General features: G+C 41.6%; 19 protein-coding genes. 11 read left to right on the top strand and 8 right to left on the bottom strand.

Annotated features, from left to right (window positions below):
• The first annotated feature begins 98 nt into the window (after positions 1-98).
• The 4 genes from udp (at position 99) to M5U24_RS07360 (ending at position 4,101) form a co-directional block, all read left to right on the top strand.
• Positions 99-878: a uridine phosphorylase gene (udp, locus tag M5U24_RS07375; protein WP_099324113.1), complete on the top strand. Its 780-nt coding sequence runs from the start codon at positions 99-101 to the stop codon at positions 876-878.
• An 89-nt stretch (positions 879-967) separates the two neighbouring features.
• On the top strand, positions 968-1,864 hold the full coding sequence (era, locus tag M5U24_RS07370; protein WP_099324114.1) for a GTPase Era: 897 nt from the start codon (positions 968-970) through the stop codon (positions 1,862-1,864).
• Positions 1,865-1,866: 2 nt separating this feature from the next.
• Positions 1,867-3,432 carry a DUF2851 family protein gene (locus tag M5U24_RS07365; RefSeq protein ID WP_099324115.1) on the top strand — a complete coding sequence of 522 codons (1,566 nt, stop codon included), beginning with the start codon at positions 1,867-1,869 and terminating at the stop codon, positions 3,430-3,432.
• A 24-nt stretch (positions 3,433-3,456) separates the two neighbouring features.
• Positions 3,457-4,101 carry a lysophospholipid acyltransferase family protein gene (locus M5U24_RS07360; protein WP_099324116.1) on the top strand — a complete coding sequence of 215 codons (645 nt, stop codon included), beginning with the start codon at positions 3,457-3,459 and terminating at the stop codon, positions 4,099-4,101.
• 843 nt (positions 4,102-4,944) lie between these two features.
• On the opposite strand, the gene M5U24_RS07355 is transcribed toward M5U24_RS07360, so the two are convergent.
• The 8 genes from M5U24_RS07355 to M5U24_RS07320 all read right to left on the bottom strand — a co-directional run bounded on the left by M5U24_RS07355 (position 4,945) and on the right by M5U24_RS07320 (position 17,116).
• Positions 4,945-8,916, bottom strand: coding sequence for a tetratricopeptide repeat protein (locus M5U24_RS07355; RefSeq protein ID WP_298202028.1), 3,972 nt, complete (start codon positions 8,914-8,916; stop codon positions 4,945-4,947).
• Positions 8,917-8,970: 54 nt separating this feature from the next.
• The gene (locus M5U24_RS07350; protein WP_298202027.1) at positions 8,971-10,005 is read right to left on the bottom strand and encodes a glycosyl hydrolase family 8; all 1,035 of its coding nucleotides are present in this window, start codon (positions 10,003-10,005) and stop codon (positions 8,971-8,973) included.
• Positions 9,998-10,978: a cellulose biosynthesis cyclic di-GMP-binding regulatory protein BcsB gene (locus M5U24_RS07345; RefSeq protein WP_298202025.1), complete on the bottom strand. Its 981-nt coding sequence runs from the start codon at positions 10,976-10,978 to the stop codon at positions 9,998-10,000. The genes M5U24_RS07350 and M5U24_RS07345 overlap by 8 nt, the downstream gene beginning before the upstream one ends.
• 97 nt (positions 10,979-11,075) lie before the next feature.
• The gene (locus M5U24_RS07340) at positions 11,076-12,959 is read right to left on the bottom strand and encodes an IS1634 family transposase (protein ID WP_099324133.1); all 1,884 of its coding nucleotides are present in this window, start codon (positions 12,957-12,959) and stop codon (positions 11,076-11,078) included.
• A gap of 18 nt (positions 12,960-12,977) precedes the next feature.
• Positions 12,978-14,207, bottom strand: coding sequence for a cellulose biosynthesis cyclic di-GMP-binding regulatory protein BcsB (locus M5U24_RS07335; RefSeq protein WP_298202023.1), 1,230 nt, complete (start codon positions 14,205-14,207; stop codon positions 12,978-12,980).
• A complete protein-coding gene (gene bcsA, locus M5U24_RS07330; RefSeq protein ID WP_157820365.1) occupies positions 14,204-16,477 on the bottom strand; it encodes a UDP-forming cellulose synthase catalytic subunit in 2,274 nt (757 codons plus the stop codon). Before bcsA ends, M5U24_RS07335 begins: the two co-directional genes overlap by 4 nt.
• Positions 16,478-16,641: 164 nt before the next feature.
• Entirely contained in the window at positions 16,642-16,794 is a 153-nt protein-coding gene (locus M5U24_RS07325) for a type II toxin-antitoxin system HicA family toxin (RefSeq protein WP_211436218.1), read from the bottom strand.
• A gap of 73 nt (positions 16,795-16,867) precedes the next feature.
• The gene (locus M5U24_RS07320; protein ID WP_099324121.1) at positions 16,868-17,116 is read right to left on the bottom strand and encodes a type II toxin-antitoxin system HicB family antitoxin; all 249 of its coding nucleotides are present in this window, start codon (positions 17,114-17,116) and stop codon (positions 16,868-16,870) included.
• A 495-nt stretch (positions 17,117-17,611) separates the two neighbouring features.
• On the opposite strand from M5U24_RS07320, the gene M5U24_RS07315 reads away from it, so the two are divergent.
• The 7 genes from M5U24_RS07315 to floA all read left to right on the top strand — a co-directional run bounded on the left by M5U24_RS07315 (position 17,612) and on the right by floA (position 25,906).
• Positions 17,612-17,863 (top strand): hypothetical protein, encoded by a 252-nt coding sequence (locus M5U24_RS07315; RefSeq protein ID WP_298202019.1) that lies wholly within the window; start codon positions 17,612-17,614, stop codon positions 17,861-17,863.
• A 223-nt stretch (positions 17,864-18,086) separates the two neighbouring features.
• On the top strand, positions 18,087-18,947 hold the full coding sequence (locus M5U24_RS07310) for a hypothetical protein (RefSeq protein WP_157820366.1): 861 nt from the start codon (positions 18,087-18,089) through the stop codon (positions 18,945-18,947).
• A 280-nt stretch (positions 18,948-19,227) separates the two neighbouring features.
• The gene (locus M5U24_RS07305) at positions 19,228-20,226 is read left to right on the top strand and encodes a hypothetical protein (RefSeq protein WP_197705322.1); all 999 of its coding nucleotides are present in this window, start codon (positions 19,228-19,230) and stop codon (positions 20,224-20,226) included.
• A 116-nt stretch (positions 20,227-20,342) separates the two neighbouring features.
• The gene (locus M5U24_RS07300) at positions 20,343-20,810 is read left to right on the top strand and encodes a GIY-YIG nuclease family protein (protein ID WP_099324124.1); all 468 of its coding nucleotides are present in this window, start codon (positions 20,343-20,345) and stop codon (positions 20,808-20,810) included.
• Positions 20,807-23,419, top strand: a complete 2,613-nt coding sequence (gene mutS / locus M5U24_RS07295) for a DNA mismatch repair protein MutS (RefSeq protein ID WP_230408037.1) — start codon at positions 20,807-20,809, stop codon at positions 23,417-23,419. Before M5U24_RS07300 ends, mutS begins: the two co-directional genes overlap by 4 nt.
• Before the next feature lie 287 nt (positions 23,420-23,706).
• A complete protein-coding gene (locus M5U24_RS07290; protein ID WP_298202016.1) occupies positions 23,707-24,723 on the top strand; it encodes an Rpn family recombination-promoting nuclease/putative transposase in 1,017 nt (338 codons plus the stop codon).
• 166 nt (positions 24,724-24,889) lie between these two features.
• Positions 24,890-25,906, top strand: a complete 1,017-nt coding sequence (floA, locus tag M5U24_RS07285; RefSeq protein WP_099324126.1) for a flotillin-like protein FloA — start codon at positions 24,890-24,892, stop codon at positions 25,904-25,906.
• Positions 25,907-26,218: the final 312 nt, after the last annotated feature.

Below are 26,218 nucleotides of genomic sequence, written 5' to 3'. Positions count from 1 at the left end.
CATCTCAACAAGTTAAATCGGGCATTTTCAGCTATTTTCCTCTCCCACGTTTAAATAATTCCGCTTGTATAAAGGCTAATAGCATATAAACAAGTACCATGGATAATGTATACCACTTAGACCTGAATAGCAAAAACATACAAGGGGCGAAGATCGCTTTATTGCCAGGCGACCCCTTTCGATCCCAAATTATTGCAGAGAGCATTTCGAAGACATACGGAACCGGCAACGAGAGACTCGCCTGGAAACGCGAGTATTGCTCATATCTTACTGAGGTGAGTGGACAAAAAATCCTCATTACCTCAACGGGAATCGGGGGTCCCTCCGCATCAATCGCCGTAGACGAGTTGGCACAATTGGGGATACAAACTTTTATCAGAGTGGGGACATCAGGTGCAATACAGGAATATATCGATATTGGAGACGTTATTATCACTACCGGAGCGGTTAGGCTTGATGGCGCATCGACGCATTATGCCCCCATTGAATACCCCGCAGTTGCCAACCATGAAATTATTTATTCCCTGATAGAAGGCGCAAAATATTCCCGGATAAAATATCATGTCGGTATCACCGCATCATCGGATACTTTTTATCAGGGCGAAGAAAGAAGCGATTCGTTTAGAAAATATACCTTAAGAAAATTTCAGGGAATAACAAAGGAATTGCAGTCCCTTAATGTACTCAATTACGAAATGGAGGCGTCCACGGTATTAACCCTGACCGCATCCATGGGGTTGAAAGGGGGATGTATTACCGGGGTGGTAAATAAAAGAGGCATGGAGAAGATAACGGAACAATGTCTTAAAACAGGGGAAACTCATTTAATTAAGGCGGCAATCGCATCCCTGAAATATCTGACAGATCTCTCCGGTTAATTGCAGACAGAGACGCATTGTCCTGCGTTGGTACTATTTTCCGAAACATCTTATTATAAACATTTAGAAAAAAGAGAAGATTGCTATTTATGCAAAACAAAAAAGATTTCAGATCAGGATATGTTGCGGTAATAGGGGAGCCAAATGTAGGCAAATCCACCCTCATTAACAATTATATGGGGTGTAAATTATCCATCGTTACTCATAAACCCCAAACGACAAGAAAAAAAATTATGGGTATATTAACGAAGGAAGATTACCAGATTATCTTTTTTGATACGCCGGGCATTATAGAACCAACATACGAACTACAAAAATACATGGTGAAAACCGCTTACAGTGTTATTAAAGAAGCGGATATACTCCTTATGATGGTGGAACCTTTTAAACAACCTGCAAAAATACACAGAGATGTAGTGAAGAAACTCGCCACCTTTAACAAGCCGATACTGCTGGTAATCAATAAAGTGGATATGGTAGAAAAGGATAAACTCCTTCCCATTATCGCTTCATATAATACGTTAATGAAGTTTTCCGAAATTATTCCCATTTCCGCAAAGGAAGGAACTAATCTTGAACGCCTGCTTTCTCTTATTGTGCAGTATTTGCCAGAAGGCGAGCCGCTGTATCCGGAGGATTCTATTACCGATTACAATGAGAGATTCCTTGCCGCCGAAATTATCAGGGAAAAGGTCTTTGAGTTTTATGGAGAAGAAATTCCTTATTCTTCAACGGTGGAAATTGAAGAATTCAAGGAGAGGGAAAAAGGCAGGGACTATATCAAGGCGATTATTTATGTTGAACGGAAATCGCAGAAGGGAATTATTATCGGCGAAGAGGGCAAGGCAATCAAGCACGTGGGCGTCATTGCACGAAAAGATATCGAGGATCAACTGGGAAGGGAAGTATTTCTTGAACTGCACGTTAAGGTCATGGAGAAATGGCGAAAAGATACACATAAGTTAAAAAGGTTGGGTTATCAATAACAATGTTGGATATTGAATCGTTTTCCACAGAAAATTTTTCGACGGCTTACCGTAATATAGTTGCCATGTGCAGCGCTGCCGCACGTCATGAAAACATCTCTTTCATACTGGAAGGCACAGAAAAATTAATAAAGGAAGAACTTGTCCGGTGTATCTGGTTCGGACAGCACATTGAAAAGAAAAATTTGCGCACGGACGATGGCCTCCGCCTGGAAATCCTTTCTCCGGGATGGTGGAACAATGAAGAAGGGCCTGATTTCAAGCACGCGGAGTTTTTTCTGGAGGGAAAGGGGTTAATAAGAGGCAGTGTCGAAATCCATGTATTTGCCTCCGACTGGATACATCACAAACATGAAAACCAAAAAACCTACGATGCCGTATGCCTGCACGTGGTTATGTGGAATGATCTGAAGGGGAGATGCGTCAAAAACTTCTCCGGAAAAGTAATCCCACAAATAACATTATCACTCTATCTGGAGGCAGAACTTGATGAGATAATCGAAACCATTGATGTTGGCTCTTACATCGGCAACAAACAGGTTATCCCGGGATATTGCAATCTGGAGATGCGAAAACAAAAAATAACACAACAATGGATCGGGGGTTTTCTTGATTACGCAGGAGATGAACGCATCCTTCAAAAGGCAAAAAAATATGAAAAATGGATTGAAAACAAACCTTTCGAACGGGTTCTTTATGAAGCAATAATGGAATCGCTGGGATACAAAAACAATAAAAAACCTTTTCTGATGCTGGCCTCACTCGTTACCGCAGAAACGATTCAATCTTTTGTGCCGGAATATACTCCTGCTCAGGAGAAAAAAATCATAGCCCAGTCCCTGTTGCTGGGTATGGCAGGATTATTACCCCTGAATGAGGAGGAGACAAAAAGATTTGATGATGAAACCATACAGTATTTTGACCGTATTTTCTCAACATGGCAGGGCATAAAACCAAAGATACATCAGACGCCCCTGACCAGGGAAAGCTGGTCGTATACAGGGATCAGGCCTGCAAATTTTCCCGACAGGAGAATTGTTGCCATTGCCAACATCCTATCAGAACACCTTGACAATGGCCTCTTCCGGTATATATTGCGTATCTTCCAAAAAAGAGATGATACGAAAAAAAACACGCGGGGATTTAAATCATTCGTCAATGAATTCCTCTCTCCCTTTCTGGAAACCCATGACGCATATTGGTCGTATCGTTACACCCCCGGTGGCAAGAAGCTGAACAAACCGCAAAAACTCCTTGGAAAAGAAAGGACATCAAACATTTTTGTTAATGTGATCATCCCGGTCATGCTCGTATACGCAAGAAAGCATAACGACAAGGCATTAGAAGAAAGATTGCACTACATTTACAGAAACTACACACCTCATCCTTCCACCAGCGTTACAAAATTTATGGGTACTCGTATATTTGGAACATCAATGGTTTCAAATAAAGTGATACATTCCGCAAGAAGACAGCAAGGGCTTTATCAGCTATTTAAGGACTTTTGTGAAAACGATACGATCAGTTGTAACAAATGCGCCTTATATGCAGCCATGAACAAAGAATAACGTATTAAAAAACAGAGTACCAAAATGAAAAATCTAAAGTTCTACATTACAGGGATACTTGGCTGTTTTTTAGTCAGGATATTGCTGTTTACCCTGCGAATAGAACACGAACCAGGGGGAAGTCTGGAAAAGGTAAAAAAGTCATTAAATATTTATGCTATATGGCACTGTACGCTGCTTTGCCTTGCCTATATTGGCCGCAATGCAAATATACAAGTACTTGTCAGCCAGCATTCTGATGGTGAATACATTGCAGGGGTAATTAAACGGCTTGGTTTCGGCGTTATCAGAGGCTCTACCACCCGTGGAGGCGCCAGGGCAGTAAAGGCGTTAGTGGATAAAACAAAGGCAGGGTATTCAATTGCAATTACACCTGACGGGCCCAGAGGGCCGCGATGCGTGGTGCAATCAGGGTGTATATACCTTGGCAAAAAAACAGGCGTACCCATTCTCCCTGTTACAGTCGGAATGTCAAATTACTGGAAACTTCCAAGTTGGGACGAATTTCGCATACCAAAGCCGTTTTCCCGTGTGTTAATACTCTATGGCAAACCCTTGTTTATCCCCCCACAACTTAACGATGAAGAAATGGAAGCATACCGTCTATTGCTGGAAAGAACCATGTGCGAAATGATGAAAAAAGCAGATTTACTGGCACAACAAAAATAACCCGTGTTTAGCACCTTCTCAATAGTTTCTTTGTATTTTTTGTAACTATTCAGCGTAAACATTACACGACTCCCGGCGGGTTCCGGTTTGCAAGCCTGAACTCTCGAAGGTAATGGGTAATTGGGGCCACTTCCCATATTTTCAAATCAAATCAAGTTGGAAAATATGGGAAGTGGCCCTACATTTACTTTTTATTTAGCTCATCGTAAAGGGCTATTTGTTCTTCCACGCTAAGCTGTCTTGGTTTTTTCTTGTTGCACAAGCACATGGAACAGCGTTCATCGCTGCAAAACTGACAACTAAAGCAGTCGTCGCACGGATATTTTTTGTCTTTACAATTTCCCATTATCGTATAACCATGCCTGCCAAGAAAATCTTACGGGCACAAATATTTAATTTTTTTAACACTTTAGTCTTTTGAAAAATCTGACCACGCATTAACTCCCATGCTTCAGCATGGAAAATAGCTCGATCTCGTTCCCCAAGCCGGAGCTTGGGAATGAGCATTTTTAATTTAAAATTCAAAATTTCTAATCTAACATTTCAAAGAAATACCTTTTAAACTTGTTGAGGACATTCCTATTTTTTAACAGTTTATTTTAAAAAAAATGCTCCTTCCCAAGCTCCGGCTTGGGAACGTAATTGCTGGAAGCTCTAGCTTCCATTTAGCCGGAAACGTTATTATTCTATTCAAAGATGTTTCTAAATATCTTGGGTAACATACTGAAAACCTCCAAGCTGACATCATGGTTCATTCCCTTTTCCATTCGAAGCTGGAGCTTCCAAACAATCCCGTTCCCGCCGGAGCTTGGGAACGAGCGGTTTTTTCATAGGACTAAAGTATTACAATTCTTTGTAAAAACAAAATGTGTGAAATATACAAAAATCGGGAATGCACCCCACTGCTGAAATATTCTTCAGTTCACCGGGGGGCAGCGCATAAAAACCTTTCCGCATCCCTTCTTTATCACACCGCAATGATACGTCAAAAATATCATTTATTCCGCCATCTCGGATAATCTCAAATCTCTCCCCTTTTTTATCTTCTCCCTGATACGGCACTATTTTCCCCATGACATAATTCTGCAGACTCTCTTTAAAATCTTTATGTGACGTCGCCATTAAACGATCCGTTGTCGCTCTGCCAAATTTTCTAAAATACATTACTTTGTCTTCAACACTAAGCGCATGGTCCATTGACGCCGGCAAATCCATCGCAAGATACCTGTTCACCCTTCCTGACAACGGGAGCAAAAAATCTCCATTTCCGCTGCCGCCTTTTGCACCGTTACACCCCTGAAAAACAATCGATGTCCCCTGTTTCCACTTCCCCGTTGTTTGATCAAAGGAATAGCCCATTGCGCCAGCATCCTGTTCAGGCATTTCATGGCGAAGGCCTTCCCTTCCACCGCCGGATTCACCATAAAAGGCAACCGGTTCCAAATAGGGAAAGAAATGACTCTTTCCCCTGTAATTCATAGTAAATGCATCCTGCAGAAACATTGACTCTTGTGTTTCGTTTATCTCAGACCTCTTTGCCTCCCACTCCCAACAACCGCTGTAATCCCCCGGCATACGCTGGCTAACCATCGCAAACACCATGTCGGATTGTTTTTTGCGCAGCGCACAATGATTAATGAATTCTCTTTCCCGGCGGGCAATGGCGTCTGACGGCCTTGTTTTTAAATAGAGACCATACCATTTCTGCGATTCCTCAAATTCATGCATCTGCCTGTTCAGTTTCCCCATCCATATCATAGCGCGGGTATCTCTGGAATTTGATTCCCACATTGCCAAAAATTGTTTCTTTGCCATTTCATACTCTTCGTGCAAAGCCAGGAACCTTGCATACTGATACTGAATGCCGGTATTTTCAGGATATAATTCCACGGCATCGTTCAGCCAGTTTTTTGCAAACTGATAGTGTTTCCCCTCCCGCCCTTTGTCAAAATCTCCCGCCTTATCCATGATTAACTGAAAGAGGGAGAGAGAGATCTGATTATTTAAGAGATATTCCGTTACTATATTATTTGCAAGAAAGTAGTCGCCGTAATGAATATTTGCCATTGCTATCGCTGTTATGACACGCGTGTTTTTTGTCAAATCCTCCGGCAATTCCATGATTATCCTGTAAAACGCCTCTCTTTCAATGCCACATTTCACCACATTTTCCAAATAACGGGGCATTTCCTGGCGAGGCAGATTCGATAATTGTATTTCATCACATACTTCCTTCGCCTTCTTTTTATTGTTCATTGCCATGAAACATTCCATCATGCCCAGTTTATATGATGCATCTTCACGCATACAATAGAGTTGTTCATAAACCTCCAGCGCCTCCTGAAAATTCCCTGCTCTATATTCAGCCATTGCCAACTGCTCCGTTATGTCTGCATTATTATGCCCGGACAGTTCATCCGCAATTTTCCAGGCATGAAGCATGCGGAGGGCAGTCACCTTTGATGCATCAAAGAATAATTCATCCTCAAAAAATTGCTGCGGCATCGTATCAAACCAAGAAGAAGATTCTGCCAGTGATGCTCCAAGCGCCTGAATGGATTGGTAATGTTCTTCCATTTGTCCGCTTGAAGCGAACAACGATATTGAAAAAACCGCCGAACCATAATCGGCATTCTCCAGCGCTGCTAGCAATTCAACACCTTTGTATGCATAGAGCAAAACGGAAAGCATTGCGGCTGTATATTTTTCTTTCTGCGTTTCTAAAAGCACCCCAATCTCTCTTTCCGCTTCCCTATGCAAGCCCACTTTGATTTGCGAAAGTATCCGCAATGCCGACACCCTTGATTTAGGAAAAGATTCATCCGCGCCCCATTTTTGCAATAATGAAGCGGATTTTTCGATAAGTGCCTCGTAATCTTCCAGGCCATAATAACATTCCAGTTCAATAAGCTGCGCCTTGTAATCATTGCCGGTATTTTGTTCAAAAGCTTGTAACATTGACAATGCTGTTTCATAATTTTTTACAATAGAGAAAAGCCCTGCCTTTGCAATATTCAGTGCGCTACTGGTCTCCGGCGTGTTTTCAAATTGACGCAAAATTTCCATACCGTTCTCCGGCATATCCATGGAAGCGTATTGAAGAGACAACTCCCCGGCGATAAGGCTATTCGCACCGTCCATTTCCAATGCCTGCTTCAGAACCTGAACAGCCGCTTCCCGTTTCTTATTGGCAGTTAATGTGTTCACTATGGCGAAAAGAGTCTTCCTCCATCGTTCCGAAGCAACCTCCATACCTCTCCATAAACATAGCGCTTTCTCTGTCTCCTCCAAAGACAAATACATCTCCACCAGGAAATCCCGCCTGTCATCGGACATTTCTATTTTGTCTATTCCTTCTTTTATCGCCTTTGACAGCAGCGACCATTCCTGCGCTGATGAAAGTGCTTTAAAATACCCAAACCAGATATCGCCATTTTCCGGCCATCTACTGATCAAATCCTGATAGAGGACAATAGCGCTCCCATAATTCCCCAGCCAAAACTCAAGGTCCGCGCGAAGTTGCAACGTCTTCAATGTGTCGTTTTCCTTTGGCATATGGGCAAGTATCATCCTCGCTTCCCTAAATTGCCAGGTTTGCACGAGTATGTTCAATTTCAAACATAAGACTTCCCTGTTAGAAGGATCAAAAAATAACATCGTGTCGCACAATTCAAGTGCTTCGTCAAATTGTCCTGTTCTGAAAAAAGCGTCTGCAAGTTTTTCTAACGCATAATTCTTTTCCTTTAGCTCATTTAATAGGGGAACAGCCTTTGTGGAGTCATTTTGCATCACAAAACAACACGCCTTGCCCAGTTTTGCCTCTAACACCGTTTCAGAATAAGAAAGAACCCTGTGAAAAAGTTCCAATGCCTGCGCATAATCGCCAGACCGGTAATAGTCCCATGCCCGCACGATATCCTCATTTTCCCTGCCGTTTCCGCCTTCGTCAGAAACCCCCATTCCTTCTATTGAATAATGCGGGGCGTCCATTTCGTCAAACACGCCATAATCATCCTCCCCATAATGAGTTTTCCGTACAATCGATAACAGGTTCGACTGTCTTTCCTTCGTTACCGCGATATGAGGCGAATTTTCCGTCGCTTCCTGAGGCTTCGCACGATGATTGTTGATAATAGTCGCCTGGGGATATCCGTTTTTCCGCAACATATCAATATCTCGCTGCAAATCCGACCGTTTCCCTGCCACTCCTGCAAGAAGAAGAGAGTAGTTGCCGTCCTCCTTTATCCGTGTGCGAATACCGAAGGTATGAGAGATATGTTTCGCGCGCTTTTCCGCTTCTTCCCGATTGGTGATATGGGCAACCCGGATGGCATAGAAAGCGGCGGAATCATCCGCTCTTTCCGGTGTATTCTTTGATATTGGCGGCCTGGCGTTTGTTTGATCCGGCAATATTTCCATAATAACAGGAATCGCTCCGTATGGGTCATTCACCACAGATGCCTGTGGATATCCATTCGCCCTGATAATGCTTTCAGACTCCGACAGATCAGAACGTCTCTCCGCTTTCCCCGCAAGGATGACATAATAATTTTGAGCGGTTCTTTTTATACAAACGGGAAGAAATATGCGTTGCGACAACTGCTTCGCACGCTTCTTTGCTTCTTCCGGATCAGTGACATAAGCGACTTGAATGGTGTACAAACGGGACGCCGGCTTTTGCGCTGATGTATCGGGACTACTGAAAGAAGCGTATCCACCCGGCAAACCCAAAGAATATGCAATGGTTCTCTGTGCCGCAAAAAAGATACAACATAAAATGAAGAAACCGATATTTACTTTCATTCGTATAGACAATATATTTTAAATTCCAAATTACAATTTCTGTAACTTCTCAATAAGTTATTATAGTCACTTTTCCGCCAGGAGGTACAGACAATACGAATAATAATCTTTTTTATCATACGCCAGCCTTTCACTCGCTTCTTTGAACAATTTCTTGCTTAACGTTTTTTCACCCATCTTCTCCGCCGCCCTGGCAAATACAGCGTAAAAACCCGGTGGAGCATTTTGCAGCGAAATGCTGTCGTTTGCAACATCCACCCAAAGTGGAATAAAGCCCAGCTTATTATAAATATCCAGCATCTTCGCCAAACCTTCCGGAAACGGGGGATTTTCTTCCCACGAGAGATAGAGGAATACACGGATTGCCTCATAACCGAAATACGGTTTTCTTTCATTACAAACAGCTATGTCCCTGCCCTCCAGCATTACCCAGTCTGCAGGCATTTTCAGCGACCCAAAACAAGATTTTGCAACGAGCAGCATGCTGTCTTTGTAAACCTTTTGCCAGAATGCTTCGGCGTCAACCTTTGCAAACGCACGATACGCTGAAAAAATAACATAGGAGGGGTTTACGATAAAACGATCATTCTCCCTTATAAATCCGTGATAACCGGGCAAAAGAAGCTGATGTCCGTTCCACTCCACCGCAAGATTCTCCCGCACACTTCTGACGATTTTCAAGGCGGTATTTTTATAATTATTGTTGGGCCATTCTTCATCGGCCTTGATCAGTGCGTATGCGATGAGAATATCGCCGTCAGTGGCATTATTATAATCGACTACCCCCCAGACGCCACTCGTTCTCTCTCCCCATTTCCACGCAAACAAATGATCATTCCTTACCGCAATATTATCCTGCGTCCACTGCCAAAGCTTATCAAACACGGCCTTATCATCATACTTTACCGCCAGCAACATTCCGTATCCCTGCCCTTCGGAATGACTGACACGGCCATTGTAATAATCGACCACCCTGCCGTCCTGTCCGATAAAATTCGACTTAAACGCTTCCCAAACAGCCGGCTGCCGCCCGTATGTCATTTTGCACATACCCAGCATAAAAAACATACATATAATAATGCAACTTAATTTCTTATGCACTTTTCAACCTCCTCTTTCTAAAGCGATATAACAGATAGAAAACGGTTATCCCCAAAAACAGAAAGATAAAAACTAACAGGTAGGCATAATACTTACTCATGGAATATATATACGCCTTTATCCGGGATATCTTCCCGCCTTTACCGCTGAAATATTTTTTCCCTATATCAAAAGAATAGACCTTGTAATGTGGGGCGGAAACAAGGTCAACCAATGCCAGATCGCCTTTGCACGCGCCTTCTACCGCAGGTTCTGTAAGCATTTCGCTAAAGGCATACAGCTCTTTTGGAGAAAACGCCGTGACCATCAATATCGTGCGCCCCACCCTGTAAGGGGATTTGAATTGCATTATAGCACCTTTCGCCTTTCCAAAATCGCTTATCTGCCCGCTGAAAGCAAGGGTTTTTTCATCCCGCCAGCTCTTCACCACCGGGTAAGGGACAGATGTATTTTTTGTAAGTTTCAAAGGAGCAAGTTCCTTTAAATCGTCCGGAATGCTTTCTGCGCTTCCCAAAATAATAATCTCACCGTCCCATGCGTCTGGTTTGCGAAAACCCATTTTAAATTCCAGGAGGGGAAATCCGTTTTTTTGAGTGATAGAACCAATGATGTTAAAGGCGGAAGCTATCACGCTGGACGTTGACTGCGTCATAAAGAGAAACGTTTCGTGTCCGTCAGGCCAGCGGGTAAAAGGAAACCCGTTTAAAAAAAACAGCTCCAGCCTGGGCAATTCAACAAGATGCGGCATTGGCGGAAAAATAAATGTTGAATTATCGAATATGGTGAAGAAGAGATTGTCTATGGGCATCGGTTCACAGTTGCTACTCATTATCGGGGCTAACATCGGCGCAAAGGAAATAACGTTCGTTCCTGCCCGGAACAAATAGGTAGGGATTGAGAGGTTATATCCTTCCACAATGTTCCCAAATTCGTTATCAAGGCGAACCGCCCGTATATGTATTCCATTCAGCAATACATCCCATGTTCCGGAAAGAAATTACTAAAGTCAAATTTGGCAAACACTTATAAACATTGATTCTGCGACTACATGTCTTTTGGAAGTCTTTTAATTACTGGCCGAAAACAACATTGGACATTCCAAGTTTTTCCAATAGCATTTGTGTGACGGCGGGAAGTTTCACGGCTTTCTTTAAGGTTTCACCGGTATTTTTAGCCTCAAGAGTGGCGATATCTATATCTTTGAACGGCGCATAGAGTTCCTTTGAGTTTAAAAAATCTTTTTCTCCTATTGCCTTTCGTTGGTTTGATAGATAACGGTTTATAAAATATGCCAGGATGCAGATAGTATAGACGGCTTTAACATGTGCCTCGGTATTGACAAAGAAGGGCCTGATTTTTAAGAACGATTTTACATTTTTAAAGACATCTTCTATTTTTGTCTTGTCCCGATAGGCTCTAACTATAGATTGGGGTTTTGCTTTAAACGCACCTCCATCTTCCCGTTCTGTATGGTTAGTGATAAAAACACATACGCCATCCAACAATCTATCTGCGGCTATAACATCAGTTAACAGCTTGATTTCTATTTTGAAACTTTTGACGGATTTGACCTGCCCGTTTTTCAGTCTATGGGTAACGGTGATGGACGTCAGAACAGGGTCTTCGAAATATTTATGAATCTTTAACCTTTTCAGCTCATCTACAATGCGGCTCTTTGTTGCGTCATATTGCCGGTCTCTTTGGGCATTTTTAAGGTTTTTATTCTCTTCTTTGAGATAATCCTTAAAAAAGGTTATTTTCTCGTCTCTATTATTGCGGTCTTCTATAAATAAAGTGGGATTAAAACCGGTAATAAAACGCTTGTTTCCTATGACGCCATTGTCATGGTAGTATAATTCATCATCATAGTTTAAAAACCCTTGCGGGATAGGTATATCGGAGGCGTCCTTATCTTCTATGGATAACCCATTAAGAGACTTTAAACTGACACCGCAAGAGGGTATCTGATTTCTATCCAATGCCGAGATGTATTTGAGTTTGGCTTCTTCTATCAAATTGGCATTGTCCTCAGAGATTATGCCTCTGTCAAATACAAGGGTGACGTTTTTATCAGTCAATTTGAATCTGGTTTTACAGGCATTGATATTCTGTTTGAGGGTTTTTACCTCAGCGGTGTTCCCGGGGAATACATCCCATTTGAAAGGATATCCCTCAGAGTTGATAAGAACACCCAGTAAGACCTGCCGCCTGCCATGACACTCTATTTTGCCCTTGCCAAATGCCGATAGATCACAGTTATATCCCACAAAGTAGGAAGTAGTTAGGTCGTAGTTGATAAATTTATAGGATTCCGGACGTTTCCAGAAGGTTTGGTTAAAAAGGTGGTTCTCTATAGATATTTTGTTTTTGTGTATTTTATCTAATTCATAATAGATTTTATCGTCATTTAGGCCTGAAAGATCAATTTTAAGAATGTCCTCCAGCGCGCTCTTTTTCGCCCAATGAGGAATGGAATAATGAGAACACGGATCGGTGCACCTGTTAATAGTCAGTATCTTTGCAATCATATTGGTAGGAAGGGCGCCTGCAGTGACATCGTAGTCAAAAGCCTGATCAAGCTGCCACTGGTTCCACAACTCATTAACAACGGCTATATCGAGATATGCCCTGCTTTCCAGGACTGCAACGTCTTTGAGCTGAGTCTGCAATTGATCTGTGTTTTCAACTGTTTTACATATCAGTTTGATTTGCTCGGCTTGAATATCGGAAAGTTTCCCGATGGGCCAAAGTATTCTTTTTCTGACCTTTTTGCCATCCCTGTAGGATTCGGCAATAGAGTAAGATTTATAGGTTTTCCCTTTGTATTTAGAATCGCTATAAGTAAGGTGCATAATGTAGTCCCAATATTCTTTGACTACACTATCATTAATAAAATATTTTGTCAAGTCAGTATTTATAGGGTTATAAAGGATTTGTATTAATAAATAGGCCATTTATTCTGCGACTACATATTATTTTGAATTTGTGGAAACCCGCTTAAAATAAGGATTTTGTTGAAATCTTTCCGGAAAGGGGGATACATTCAGTACGGAAAAATTCCTCATGCCGGCGCCATATGCAAAGTGCAGGGAAAGATTCGCATATTGATTTTGCTTCACCATAAAATCGGGCGGCAGACGAAAGGTGATTTCTTTCGGATTAGGGGATAATCCCTTAAAAGTATACGTTTCAAGGTTAAGGGTTTTAAAGGGATATTTTTTATCGGGAACCAGCATATGTTTGCCGCTGTACTGTGCAACATCAGGGAGTTCAAACTTCACCGGCGTCATTTCGTCGGTGTCGGGAAATGGAAAAGACATAATGGCAAAAGTTTCCGATGCCAATTTCACCTGCTCAATATTATCTCCGGTAATTATAATTAAGGCGTGATGAGGATCACGTACGAATTTTTCCAGCGGAAGGTGTGTTATTTTCAAAAGGGCGCCAGCATCTTCATTTATTTCAACGCCCTTTTTTCTTAAAAAATCGTATATAAAATCCCTTTTCCCCAAAAGGATATTGTCCACATTGGGCTTGATATCTTTACTCAGGCTGAAAAATACCTGCCGGTAATCATATCGCAGCGCAATTCCGGAAGCCACGATGCCTGCATAATTGATTAACTCCTCGGAAGTAAGTCCTTCAGCAATGAAATTCACCCTGCCGTGGGGAAAGATTTTCGGGTCAAATATAAATTCAGGAATCGCAGATAACCGCAAAGGAACCGGTTTTAATCGGTATTCCACGCGTAAAATGGATTCGTCAATCTTAATGGTTGTCCAAAGACCTGGAGCGCACGGGTCTTCACATTCATCGGTATAATGCTGCGTAACGGCAAAGCTGATGTTGTTGTAGCCGGTATCCAGTAAAATAGCAGGAATTGCCACCTTTACCTCCCCCTCAGGAACAATGGGGCTTAGCTTGATTTGCGCAATCGGATATCCATTCACTTTCACTACCAGGGTAGACTTGTTTTCCAGCAGAGAAGATGAATTTACATATTGAAAACGCATGACTGCCTTTTCAATTTCCCATCGTTCAGGAACACTGACCGGGATTGTGTATTCAGCGCTAATACATTTTAAATCGATGCTTTTAACAAGGGTATTGGTAAATTTATATAAGGGCACTTCTACTACTGCCGCATGCGCCAGATGTGCCAGGCAGAAGATGGTTGCTATACAGAGAAATAATTGTTTCATTTTGTATGCAATCCCTCAAGCTTCATCTTTTTCAGCCACAATGACTGCATTTTCCCATATATTACAAAAAAACTTTTTTTCAGTACGCTATACAATAATTTCGACGAAAGTGTAACGCAGTCCCTGCTCCCCTTTATACCCATACGCACAATAAAATAGAAGATCCCCCACGGACTTACACGCTTAAACCGCTTCTGCAAAAAATCTTCCCATCTTTGACTGTCGCCATACACATATTTAATCAAACGCAATTGCGCCGCTTTTCCTTTTGCAACAAAATCACATCCGCAGAAAACATACTCTTTCTTTTTTATCTTACGGAATATTCTTGCATCAAATGCATATTTTTCCCCATAAATATCTCTGACGTTTAATACAACATCCTCTTCCGGTTTTATAGGAAACGGCGTTTTCAACTGCACCCCCATCCCTGAATACGAGATATCCTTTATTTCACCCTGCACAATATACTTCATGCGCGGAAAATACACATTGACCTCGCCCCGCGCCCACATGCGATGATGACGGCGTATCTGCCTTCTCTCTACAAACGCACCCAGCGACGCCACAGCGATAAAAAGATTAAACATCGTCCATGACAGGGTAATAAGGATAATATCCCGGTATAATGGGAATTGTATCCACTTTACTATCCCCACAGGAACACACACGGCAATTACCAGTACCATGAGAAGGAATGGAATTGCCTGCCTGGTGAGAACCGTTTCGTCCAGACTCTGTCCTTTCGGGGTAACCTTAAAGGTGGGATGCCGTGGATTTCTGATAACGGAAAATATCACGGGTATAAGGAATATAGACAGCACGCTTTCATATATTTCCGAAAAAAACGGCCATCTGAATTTGCCGTGGAGAAAGTCCGTCACAACAATACACCCAATAACGTGGGGCAATGCATATGCCACTATCTCTGCAAAAGATGCATGGTATACCTTCAATCCGAATAATAAAAATGCCGCAGGGACAATATAAAAAATAAACCTCGAAAACCCAAAAAACCAGAATAGGGAAGCGCTCATATAACAGAGACGCTGATACCATTTCATTCCTTTTGCGAATAAGGGATTCTTCAGTATGAAAATTTGTATCATACCCTGCGCCCAGCGGCTCCTTTGTACAAGCATATCATCAAAGTTCTCAGGCGACAATCCGCATACCATTGGCCTGTCGATATACACGCTATTATAGCCCTTGCTATGTAAAGCAACGGTTGTTTCCGCGTCTTCAGTTATCGTTTCGCCGGCAATTCCCCCAACCTCCATTAAATATTTTCTACGCAAAAGGGCGGCGGAACCGCAGAAATACGAAGCATTCCAGGAATCAAGGCCATGATGGATACCGTGATAAAACATCTCATTCTCGCCGGGGGCTTCGCCAAATATCGCAAGATTTTTTTCAAACGGGTCAGGATTTATGAAAAAATGAGGTGTTTGCACAAGAAAAAGCATTTCATCTTTCAGAAACCATCCTGCCGTATTCCGTAAAATATCCCTTGTGGGTACATGGTCGCAATCCAATATGAGTACAAGCTCAGCGCTTGTGTGCTGCAGGGCATGGTTCAGATTCCCCGCCTTGGCATGCACATTTTGCTGCCGCGTAATATAACTGATACCCAGTTCCTTCGCCATCCTCTTCAGGGAATAATGCCTTTTCCACGCATCCATTCCCTTTTCGGGATGATTCCTTTTGGCGACAGTGCCGCCGTCATCCAGTATATAAACATTAAACTTGTCCTTTGGGTAGTCAATCTGCGTACACGAAAGGGCAGTAGTTCTTATAACATCTTCAGGTTCATGGTAAGTGGGGATAAAAATATCCACCGTGGGATACAGCCGGGAGTCGGCAGGCAAGGGCGCTATCTTGTGGTTAAGCGGCCATATATTGACAAATAAACCGAAAAAGTGAATGGCAACCGCATATGCCTCCGCAAGATAAAGCAAAATGGTTGCCGCATAATCCAATGGCCCCGTGTACACCAAACTCTGGAAAGTACGCCAGAGCAAATACCGCAGGGTAATAAACACAATGATCAGGATGAAGAGGATTCGCAAGGGCGGGCGTTTAAATACCTCTATTTTACCAGCAACTATTATAAAACCTATAAGACCCCAGAATATCCCAAGCTGGTAGTAAATATCCAGATAACATCCCGCCATGAAAATAAAAAAAAATGCCCCCACACCCGCAAAAATACACATCAGATAAAAAATGGATTTTTCGGCATCAAACTTTCCGGTTTTTATTTTTGGCATATTTCCAATAGGAAGCATGGTGTTTATTTACGTTTTACGATTTACGATTTGAGAGAGAGAGAGTAGGGACACGCCATGGCGTGTCTCAAAAGAAACCACAGATTTCACCGATTAAAAAATCGTAACAGTTCACCCCCCCCTGCTGTGGAAAAAACCTTTTCTGTTTATACCTCGTTCTTTATCCAATCATTTTTTGTAATCCCTGCTTGCCTGATTATTCCTGTTAACAGATCAATACTTATTTCTTTCCTGTGAGGATTTGGAATTGTTAGTCTTAAACTGCCCTTTACCATAATAAAGGTGCTTTCCGCCTCCATAAGGACCTTCAAAGCCGAACATTCTTAGTTTCTTCACAAGTTCATTATAAGAAGTGGGAGTAAGTTTAGGCATTTATATACTTACTTCCTCTACTTCTTTAATTTCAGTATTACCAAGTTTTGGCATAGAAAGCCCTTTTCTAATACTAATAAGAATCCAACCCTCTATAACTTCTTTCAAGTTATTTCTGCATTCTTCAAGTGTTTTGCCCGTAGCCCAGACACCGTTAAGCCCATGCACCTCACCATAGTAAGGTTCTTCGTCTTCTATTATCTCATAATGTGCCTTTTTTAATGCCTCGTTTATATATTCAGTAATCATAAGTATTTATCCCCAAAAAGTTCTTTTTCAATCCACAGAGCGCAGACTTCGTAGTGAGCTCAGTCGAACGATTAACACCGATTTTAACCAAGCTTTTCTCTTCTTTTTAACATTCCTAAACACTTTGGTTTTTTGAAAAATTCCAATAATATAATAACATTGTTTTGCCGCACGGTGTAGAGGCGAAGCATTTGCAATAACTGGCATATATGCGTTCATGCCCAAACATGCAAATGCATCACCCCTACGGTTTCATAAAACTAAATTGTTACCAAAAAAATGTCCTTAAATAAATTCCATATCTCCTGAATACTTTTTTCCGTTTCTTTGGCGGTCATTTTTTGCCTCCTTAACAAACTTATTGAAAAATTATGCCGGAAAACTAATGCGTTATAAAAATACTATTGTTAAACATGATTAAATATGTTAACAGATGAGACTTTCAGACAGCAATAACTTCATGCAATCATTTCATTCTTATCTATCTGAAACAAAATGGGTTCTATAAAAGATACGTGCGTAGCCATTATACCTACCATACACAATATTGCACCATCAAAATCCGTTGAATGTTACCTGCAACAAATGATGCTTGAAGGCTTTGTCATGCCAATGTGCATTGTCGATAATTCCGAAAGCCCTATCTATGAAAAGAACCGCATATACCTTGAAGAAGTAAAGAATCGTCTCAAAGGAAAGATTGCGCTGTATCATTTCGGAAAAGGAAAAAAAAAGTTTTTTTTGTGAACTGGCAAAAGGTATCGACCGTAAATCCATTGAGATATATCAAATAAATCTATTTTCGAAAAACATTACAGGTAGGGGCGAAGCATTTGCCTCATATAAGAGAGAGACGTAAATGCTGTCCGTCAAACCCGCTACGTTGAAGAAATTATGCTGTCGCTGCAAATTTTTCGCCCCCATTTTCCAAAAAGCCAAATTACCGCTAAGGTTCTAAAATCAGATTTGTTTGACTATACTAAAAACTGCCTCGGGGTACGGGGCGTCAAGAAATAAATGCTTTCTCCTCGCAAAGTATTTGGGTGCGGAATCAATATTTTTCTTTGACGACGATACCCGCCCTGATGGCGCCATATTTAAGGCCCACTTTGAAATACTTGGCGGGGAAAAAGGTTCACGAAAAATATCAATCGTGAGCGGGCCGTACACGGGGGTACGAGGCATAAATTTTACCTTTATAGAAAACCGGGAAGACCAATTAAGATTTTTGGCGGCATTGGGTCACCACGGCGAAAGCTCTTTACGCTATCTGAAGCATAAGGATACAGCAACAGAAAATGCGATGGACGAAAACGTTGAACACCATCTTGAAATCGTAAAAAATATACGCGGAGGAAATTTTGTTATTGATAATATTTACGAGGATATCGTTTGCCCAATCATAAAACAAGCGCCAGGCATCGACGATACCTTTGTCGCCCAAAGGGTTATTGAAAAAGGCCGCCAGGTAGTGAAAAGCCGGAAATCCGTTATTCACGAACATTTTAAATATAAAAGCAACAAACACTCCATTCTTGCCTATTTAGAATCATGGGCGCGAACAATTTCATTTGAATCGCTCTACCATGGAATGAATTTTGAAAACACAAAACAACATATTTTACATTACGGAAACACCCTGCTTACCCTTGAAAATAAATACTGCAAATCTATTGGCAAAAAAATACAGGATGAAGAATATATAACCTCCCTTATTCATGAAATTTCCGGAAGCATTAACGATTATCAAAGACTCAAAAAGACATGGAAACACATCATCGATATGTGCAGTAGTGCAGAACTTTTACCTATTGAAAAACTGAAAGTATAGTCAAACCAACTGGGGAAATACGAAATACGAAGTACGAAACAAATCCGAATAACAAAGCATAAAATTCAAAACAAACCCAAAACTTCCCTGTCTGCGTGCGATCACGCACAGGCAGGCAACAATATGAAGCGCGAAATGCGAGATACAAAAGATGCACTTGTTTAGAATTTCAAATCATTTTGTCATTAGAATTTGTTTCGGATTTCGTGTTTCGTGCTTCGGATTTCACAGTTACCGGATTTCACCAGTAAATATTTTGCCAAAAAGCACGCACTGACGAATGGAAGTGTGCAAAGAAATTACTGATAAGGTACTAAACATGGACATAAAACAATACCGGTTAGTTACAAAGGGCGATTTTGACGGTTTGGGATGTGCGATTCTTTTTAAGTCGCTGGGGATAATAGAAGACATCCTCTTCACCCATCCAAAAGAAATCGAAAGTGGAAATATTCAAATCACAAGCAATGATATCATGGCAGGATTACCCTATAGAGAGAAAGCCTATTTGGTATTTGACAATTATCCCGGTAGCATAAAAAACAGCGTTGGCAAAAAGAACAATTTCATTATCGACACCAATACCCCATCAACTACAAGGGTGGTATATAATTATTTCGAGGGAGGGAAAAGTTTTTCTGACATCAGTGATGAGTTGTTATCCGCGGTAGATAAAGGATACACCTCCAACTTCACTACGTATGAAATTCTTTATCCTGCAGGCTGGAATCTTTTGAATTACATAATCGATCAAAGAACCGGCCTTGAAAAATTCGGAAAGTTCCGGTCTTCGCATTACCAGTTGTTGCTTACATTAGTTGACTACTGTAAAAATCACACCATATTGGAAATACTCGGTTTGCCTGAAATGGAGGAAAGGATTGAGATCTATTTTTCCGTTGTCGATCAGTGCAAAGAACAGGTTTTACGACGTGCTTCCATATATCACAATTTAGTGGTAATTGACCTTCGGCATAAAGACGTAATTTATCCCGGCAACAGGTTTATTGTATATGCGTTATATCCGGAATGCAACGTGTCGCTCCATATCCTGTCTGATACCGCTCGTAACAAAACCATCTTTGTGGCGGGGAAATCCATTATCGACAGGTCGTATAAGGCACATATCGGGAAAATAATGTCGTTACATGGCGGAGGTGGCCACGCAAACGCCGGAACATGCCAGGTTTCCAATGAGAATGCGGAAGAGGTGCTGGAGGCATTAATCCGAAAATTACAATACGGCGTCCTCAAAAATCTCATTATGGGCTATTTTTAATAACCGGAACCTGTATAAAAATACTGACTTCCCATTTATAACATATTCATTTATACTATTCGGGGAACTTGTTGTGAGTTTGCAACCTGAACCTCTAATTTAACCTGCGGGAAGAAATGGGTTTTTCTGTAAAAAAAGGAATTTATTGCCTTATAATTAAACTTTCTCAGGAACGGGAAATACCCATAGGCAAATTAGGCACGTTTCATTTTCCGGCGGGTTTTTACGTCTACGTTGGGAGCGCACAAAACAGCCTGCGCCTAAGAATTGAACGGCATTTGCGTCAAACAAAAAACAACCGCTGGCACATTGACTACCTGCTGGATTACGGACAAATCATAACAGTGTATTCTTACGCGAAGGATAAAAGTCTTGAATGTGTACTGGGGCATAAGATTGCCTCTTTACCAAAGGCAATTTTTCCCATAAAAGGTTTTGGTTCATCAGACTGTTCATGCATCACACACCTTTATTTTTTCCCGGATAATCCCTCTGGCGCATTGGCTTCTTTCAAAGGCAAATTTGCCTTGCTGGAATGCAGGCACTATAATACAAATGGAGAAGATGAGAGGTATAGCAAATGATCACTGAAACCCCTATGATACGCCAATATAATGAGATCAAAAAAGATCACAAAGATGCGCTGCTTTTCTTCCGCATGGGCGATTTTTATGAATTATTTTTTGAAGACGCAAAAATTGCCTCAAAGATATTAGGGATTACCCTTACTTCCCGTTCCAAGGGTGAAAATGCGGTTCCTATGGCAGGCATTCCTCATCACGCCTCAGAATCCTATACCCGAAAACTAATCAAAGCAGGTCATAAAGTGGCGATCTGCGAACAACTGCAAGACCCCGGCGAGGCGAAAGGAATTGTTGACCGCGGGGTTATCAGAATCATTACCCCGGGCACGGTTACAGAAGATGCGCTCCTTGATGGTAAAAACAATAATTATTTATTGGCACTGTGGAAGGATAAGGAAATTTTTGGCTTGTCATGGATAGACCTGTCAACCGGAAAATTTGAAATTGAAGATATTCGGGAAGAACGCCTTTTTGACGAATTAGCCCGGTTAAACCCCTCCGAAATAGTGCTGCCCGACGATATTACGGAAAGCAACGCCACCTTCACACAAAGGATAAGAACCGAATGCAATGCCATGATTACACCGCTGCCCGCCTGGGAATTCTCGGAAAGCACCGGCTATCAGGCATTATTGGAACACTTCGGCACACATTCCCTGGAAGGATTCGGATGCCAGGACGCAGGAGTTGCCCTGGGCGCCGCAGGCGCAATATTGCATTACCTGAAAGAGACACAAAAGACGTCGCTCAAACACATCGCCAAAATACAAAAGTACGAAACAAACAACCGGGTGATTATGGACAGGGCGACGCAACAAAGCCTGGAACTAACACAAACTATCCGAAACAAAAACCGCGAGGGATCGCTTCTTGGAGCGCTTGATCAGACAAAAACACCTATGGGCGCAAGATTGCTTAAGGATTGGGTCATAAGCCCGCTGAAAAATCACGATGAGATCAAATATCGCCAGCTTGGGGTAAGAGAATTCACCGAAAAACCGGAGTTGCGAAGAGAAATCATCGCCATCTTACACGATATTTATGATATTGAAAGGATTGCGGCAAAGGTAAGCTGCGGACGTGCAAACGCACGCGACCTCATATCGCTGCAGCAATCTCTCTCAAAATTGCCGGAACTCAAGGAAAAACTGGATTTTTTTATCACCGCTATTATTTCAGACAGAGAAAAGGAGATCGACCCCCTTGATGAATTAAGAACGCTGATAGGCATGGCAATATCACTTGATTCGCCGCATTCTCTCAAAGAAGGCGGTATTATTAAAGAAGGGTATGATGCAGCGCTTGATGAACTACGCTACATATCCAAAAATGGAAAACAATGGATTGCACATTTTCAGGCGGAAGAAATTGCCAGGACAAATATTAATTCCCTTAAGGTAGGATACAACAAGGTTTTTGGGTATTATATTGAAATTACCAACACTCACCGGGAAAATATCCCCCCTGCCTATATCAGAAAACAAACCTTAAAGAATGCCGAGCGGTATATCACGCCGGAGTTAAAAGAGTATGAAACAAAAGTGCTCACCGCGGAAGAACGCGCAAAAGACCTGGAATATGATCTTTTTATTCAATTACGGGACAAGGCGGGCACTTTTACGAAACAGCTCCAGGGCATTTCAGAGGCAATTGCCCAAATTGACGTCCTGTCAACATTGGCTAAGATTGCAGTAGAAAACAGATATGCCATGCCTGAAATTACAGACAGTTTGGAACTCAATATAAACGACGGCTGCCATCCTGTGCTTACTATGGAACTTGATAGAGAAAGGTTTGTGCCTAACGATATAAATTTAGACGGCGTCCAGGATAAGACGATGGTCATAACTGGTCCCAACATGGCTGGAAAAAGCACCTATATCCGCCAAACGGCGCTTCTCGTAATTATGGCGCAAATGGGCAGTTTTATCCCGGCAAAAAATGCGACTATCGGCACTGTAGACCGTATTTTTGCGCGCGTCGGCGCATCCGACGAGCTATCAAAAGGGCAAAGCACCTTCATGGTGGAAATGAATGAAACCGCAAACATCCTGAATAATGCCACAGAACGTAGTCTGATTATCTTAGATGAAGTAGGAAGAGGGACAAGCACTTTTGACGGTATCAGCATTGCATGGGCAATTACAGAATATATTTACCAAAATATCGGGGCACGAACGTTATTTGCCACACATTATCACGAATTAACGGAATTATCGCTGCTCTTCGCCGGCATTAAGAATTTCAATGTCGCGGTGAAGGAATGGGGAGAAGAGATAATCTTCCTGCGAAAAATTGTTGCAGGCGGAACAGATAAAAGCTACGGAATACATGTTGCGCGGCTTGCAGGAATACCGAAGCAGATTATTCAGCGTGCGCGCTCTATTTTGAACAACCTGGAAGCGGCGACCTTAGACATAAACGGCAAACCGAAGTTTGCCCCTTTAAAAACAGACCATGTAAAAAAGCCCCGTCAACGAAAACTCTTTGCCTCAAAGGAAGATTTGGTAATCGATGAAATAAAAAAACTTTCTCTCGATGAAATAGCGCCGGCTGACGCCCTAAATAAACTTGCCGAATTAAAGAAAAGGCTTTATGAAGATGAGTAATGAACAAAAAACGGATAATGAAGTAACAATTTAGCTTTTTGAAAAAGTAGGGGCGAAGCATTTGCCAGTTTGGGTATGTACGCCTTTATGACAATTTACAGCAAGTGCTTCGCCCCTACACTATGCGGCAAACATCGCTATTATTAGATTTTTCGAAAAGCTAAATTGTTGCTAAATAAAAGACATCTCTTGCTTTTTCTCCTTTTTTTAGTACAAATATATGCAATAAAAAGCAACCGTTTTGGCTCTTCGAAAGAAATCCCCGGCGGGTTATAGAAAGATCATCTATGGAAATTCTCAATCCTCACGACAAATTCTTCAAAGAGACGTTTTCCATACGAGAAAATGCAATCGATTTTCTTAGCGGGAGATTTCCGCCGGAAATTTTAAAAAAGCTGGATTTATCCACTTTAACACAGGATAATAGCTCATATATCGACGAGGAACTCAAAGAACATTTTTCAGACATTGTATATACCTGTTTCTGTAAAGACAAAGAGATCAGGATAACCCTTTTATTTGAGCATAAGAGTTATGCCGTAGCATGTCCATATCTTCAGTTGATGAAATACCTTTTAAAGATATGGGAAGCAAACAGCAAGCAGGCACAAAGGCTCATACCGGTAATTCCGGTGATATTGTATCATGGTAAAGAGGCGTGGAAAGTCAGGAGGTTCAGAGAATATTTTGAAGGGATAGACGAAGTATTCTACAGGTTTATACCGGAGTTTGAATATCTGCTGACGGATATAAGTTGCTATAGTAATGAGGAAATAAAAGACAGGGTCTTCAGAAGGGTATCCCTTCAAATAACCATGTTATTAATGAGGAACATATTTGATGAGAAGTATTTGGAAGATAAGCTAAAGGGTTTCTTCGAAATAGGGATACAATATTTTGAAGAGGATGAAGGGTTAAAGTTTCTGGAAAGTGCAATCAGGTATTTGTACTATGCGTCGGATATAGCGGAAAAACGGGTAATAGATACCCTAAAGGAGATATCGGAAGAAGGAGGTAAATTAAGTATGACAATAGCAGCTAAATTAATAGAAAAAGGCAAAATAGCTGGTAGAGTGGAAGGTAGAGCGGAAGGTAGAGCGGAAGGTGCAATAGAGGGCGAGAGGAAAGGCAGGATAGAAGGCCTAAAAGAAGCGATAGAGATTGGTTTGGAGCTAAAGTATGGCGTTAAAGGTTTAAAGCTTCTGGAACGTATCAGGAAAATAGTAGTGATAGAGAAGCTGGAGGCAATAAAGGAAGCGGTGAAAATAGCGAAGAATATGGAAGAAATTGAAAAACTGCTCTAAAGGGGTTTTTTGAAATAGGGAGGCAGTATTTTGAAGAGGATGAAGGGTTAAAGTTTCTGGAAAGTGTAACAGACTGTTCCTACGTAGCTTATCGGTAATACGTTTTTCAAAAAACTAACGTGTTGCCCGAATTATTTGTTTAAAAAATTTCATACAAGGGAAAACTATGCAATATTCGCCACTCCTTCTTCTTCCAGTAGCAATTTCATTGTCGCTCTATTTATTGCTCTTTTTGTTTATTTTCGCCATTTTATTCATTTTTTTAACGTACGGCAGGCTTTATATAAATGCCATTTCTTCCGGAGCCGCTATCTCCTTTTCGAAAATAATTGGCATGGCCATGAAACGCATCGATGTTAAATCGATGGTAAAATATTGTATTATGGCAAAAAAAGCGGGGATAGATATCGCACCTTCGTCCCTGGAAGCACATTACCTTGCTGGAGGAAATGTTGATCAGGCAGTACACGCCATTATTGCAGCAAGCAAAGCAAATATAGAGCTTAGCTTCGATAATGCCTGTGCTATAGACCTTGCAGGAAGAAATATTTTCGACATAGTCAAGGCCGGTATTTATCCAAGGGAATTTGCCTGTCCGGATCCGGCAAAGGGTTCTTCAACGCTCGACGCAATAACAAAAGATGGTATTCAAATAAAAGTAAAGGTACGCATTACCCTGCGTACCAATATTGAAAAACTGGTGGGGAGCGCTGCGGAAGAAACCATCACTGCAAGGGTGGGGGAAAGCATCATTACCGCTATCGGGTCATCGGACTGTTATCGAAAAGTCCTTGAAAGACCGGATCTCATTTCACTATATGTAATGGAAAAGAAGCTGGACGCCGATACAGCCTTTACCATACTTTCAATTAACATTATCGATATCACTGTTGGTGAAAACATAGGGGCAAAATTGCAATCTGCGCAAACGGAAGTAGATAGAAAAGTAGCGCTTGTGGAAGCGGAAAAAAGGGAAAAGGCCGCCATTGCACGCCAGCAGGAAGCAAAAGCGCTTGCGGAAGAGAGCAGGGTAAAAATACTCACGGCAGAGGCCGAAGTGCCAAAAGCAATTGTGCAGGCATTTCGCGAAGGGAATATGGGCATAATGGATTATTGTCATATAAAAAATATTGAAGCCGATACTGAAATGAAATCAGCGCTTTCAAAACAAGGCACACCCTAAGCTGGCAAAGCCAGAACCAAACAAGCACGAAAACAGTCCTCAGCCTGCAATCTGCAATCTGCCGATTGTAGATTGCAGATTGCCTACTGCAGAAGGGACAATTAAATATTTTGCCAAAAATGTAAAGAAATTACTGTTAAAGTAACACGCATCCAAGAAACGTCATGCGGCATACGTGTTTGTCCTTGATAATGAAAAAAGTTTATGCTAAATTACTCCTCTTATGTAAATATTACTTATTTGAAATTCTTTCATTTTTCGATCTTAAAGTCTCACAAGGACAATGTTAACATTAATTAATTGCTTACACCA

It is taken from the genome of Candidatus Kuenenia sp., from assembly GCF_027493735.1.
Lineage (GTDB): Bacteria > Planctomycetota > Brocadiia > Brocadiales > Brocadiaceae > Kuenenia > Kuenenia stuttgartiensis_A.
This window is presented reverse-complemented; position numbering and strand designations above follow the sequence as displayed.

Bases quoted from the DNA above. Each gene is read 5' to 3' on its own strand.
- udp (WP_099324113.1), top strand. From the start codon at position 99: ATGGATAATGTATACCACTTAGACCTGAATAGCAAAAACATACAAGGG.
- era (WP_099324114.1), top strand. From the start codon at position 968: ATGCAAAACAAAAAAGATTTCAGATCAGGATATGTTGCGGTAATAGGG.
- M5U24_RS07365 (WP_099324115.1), top strand. From the start codon at position 1,867: ATGTTGGATATTGAATCGTTTTCCACAGAAAATTTTTCGACGGCTTAC.
- M5U24_RS07360 (WP_099324116.1), top strand. From the start codon at position 3,457: ATGAAAAATCTAAAGTTCTACATTACAGGGATACTTGGCTGTTTTTTA.
- M5U24_RS07340 (WP_099324133.1), bottom strand. From the start codon at position 12,959: ATGGCCTATTTATTAATACAAATCCTTTATAACCCTATAAATACTGAC.
- M5U24_RS07335 (WP_298202023.1), bottom strand. From the start codon at position 14,207: ATGAAACAATTATTTCTCTGTATAGCAACCATCTTCTGCCTGGCACAT.
- bcsA (WP_157820365.1), bottom strand. From the start codon at position 16,477: ATGCCAAAAATAAAAACCGGAAAGTTTGATGCCGAAAAATCCATTTTT.
- M5U24_RS07325 (WP_211436218.1), bottom strand. From the start codon at position 16,794: ATGGAGGCGGAAAGCACCTTTATTATGGTAAAGGGCAGTTTAAGACTA.
- M5U24_RS07320 (WP_099324121.1), bottom strand. From the start codon at position 17,116: ATGATTACTGAATATATAAACGAGGCATTAAAAAAGGCACATTATGAG.
- M5U24_RS07315 (WP_298202019.1), top strand. From the start codon at position 17,612: ATGGGTTCTATAAAAGATACGTGCGTAGCCATTATACCTACCATACAC.
- M5U24_RS07305 (WP_197705322.1), top strand. From the start codon at position 19,228: ATGGAAGTGTGCAAAGAAATTACTGATAAGGTACTAAACATGGACATA.
- M5U24_RS07300 (WP_099324124.1), top strand. From the start codon at position 20,343: ATGGGTTTTTCTGTAAAAAAAGGAATTTATTGCCTTATAATTAAACTT.
- mutS (WP_230408037.1), top strand. From the start codon at position 20,807: ATGATCACTGAAACCCCTATGATACGCCAATATAATGAGATCAAAAAA.
- M5U24_RS07290 (WP_298202016.1), top strand. From the start codon at position 23,707: ATGGAAATTCTCAATCCTCACGACAAATTCTTCAAAGAGACGTTTTCC.
- floA (WP_099324126.1), top strand. From the start codon at position 24,890: ATGCAATATTCGCCACTCCTTCTTCTTCCAGTAGCAATTTCATTGTCG.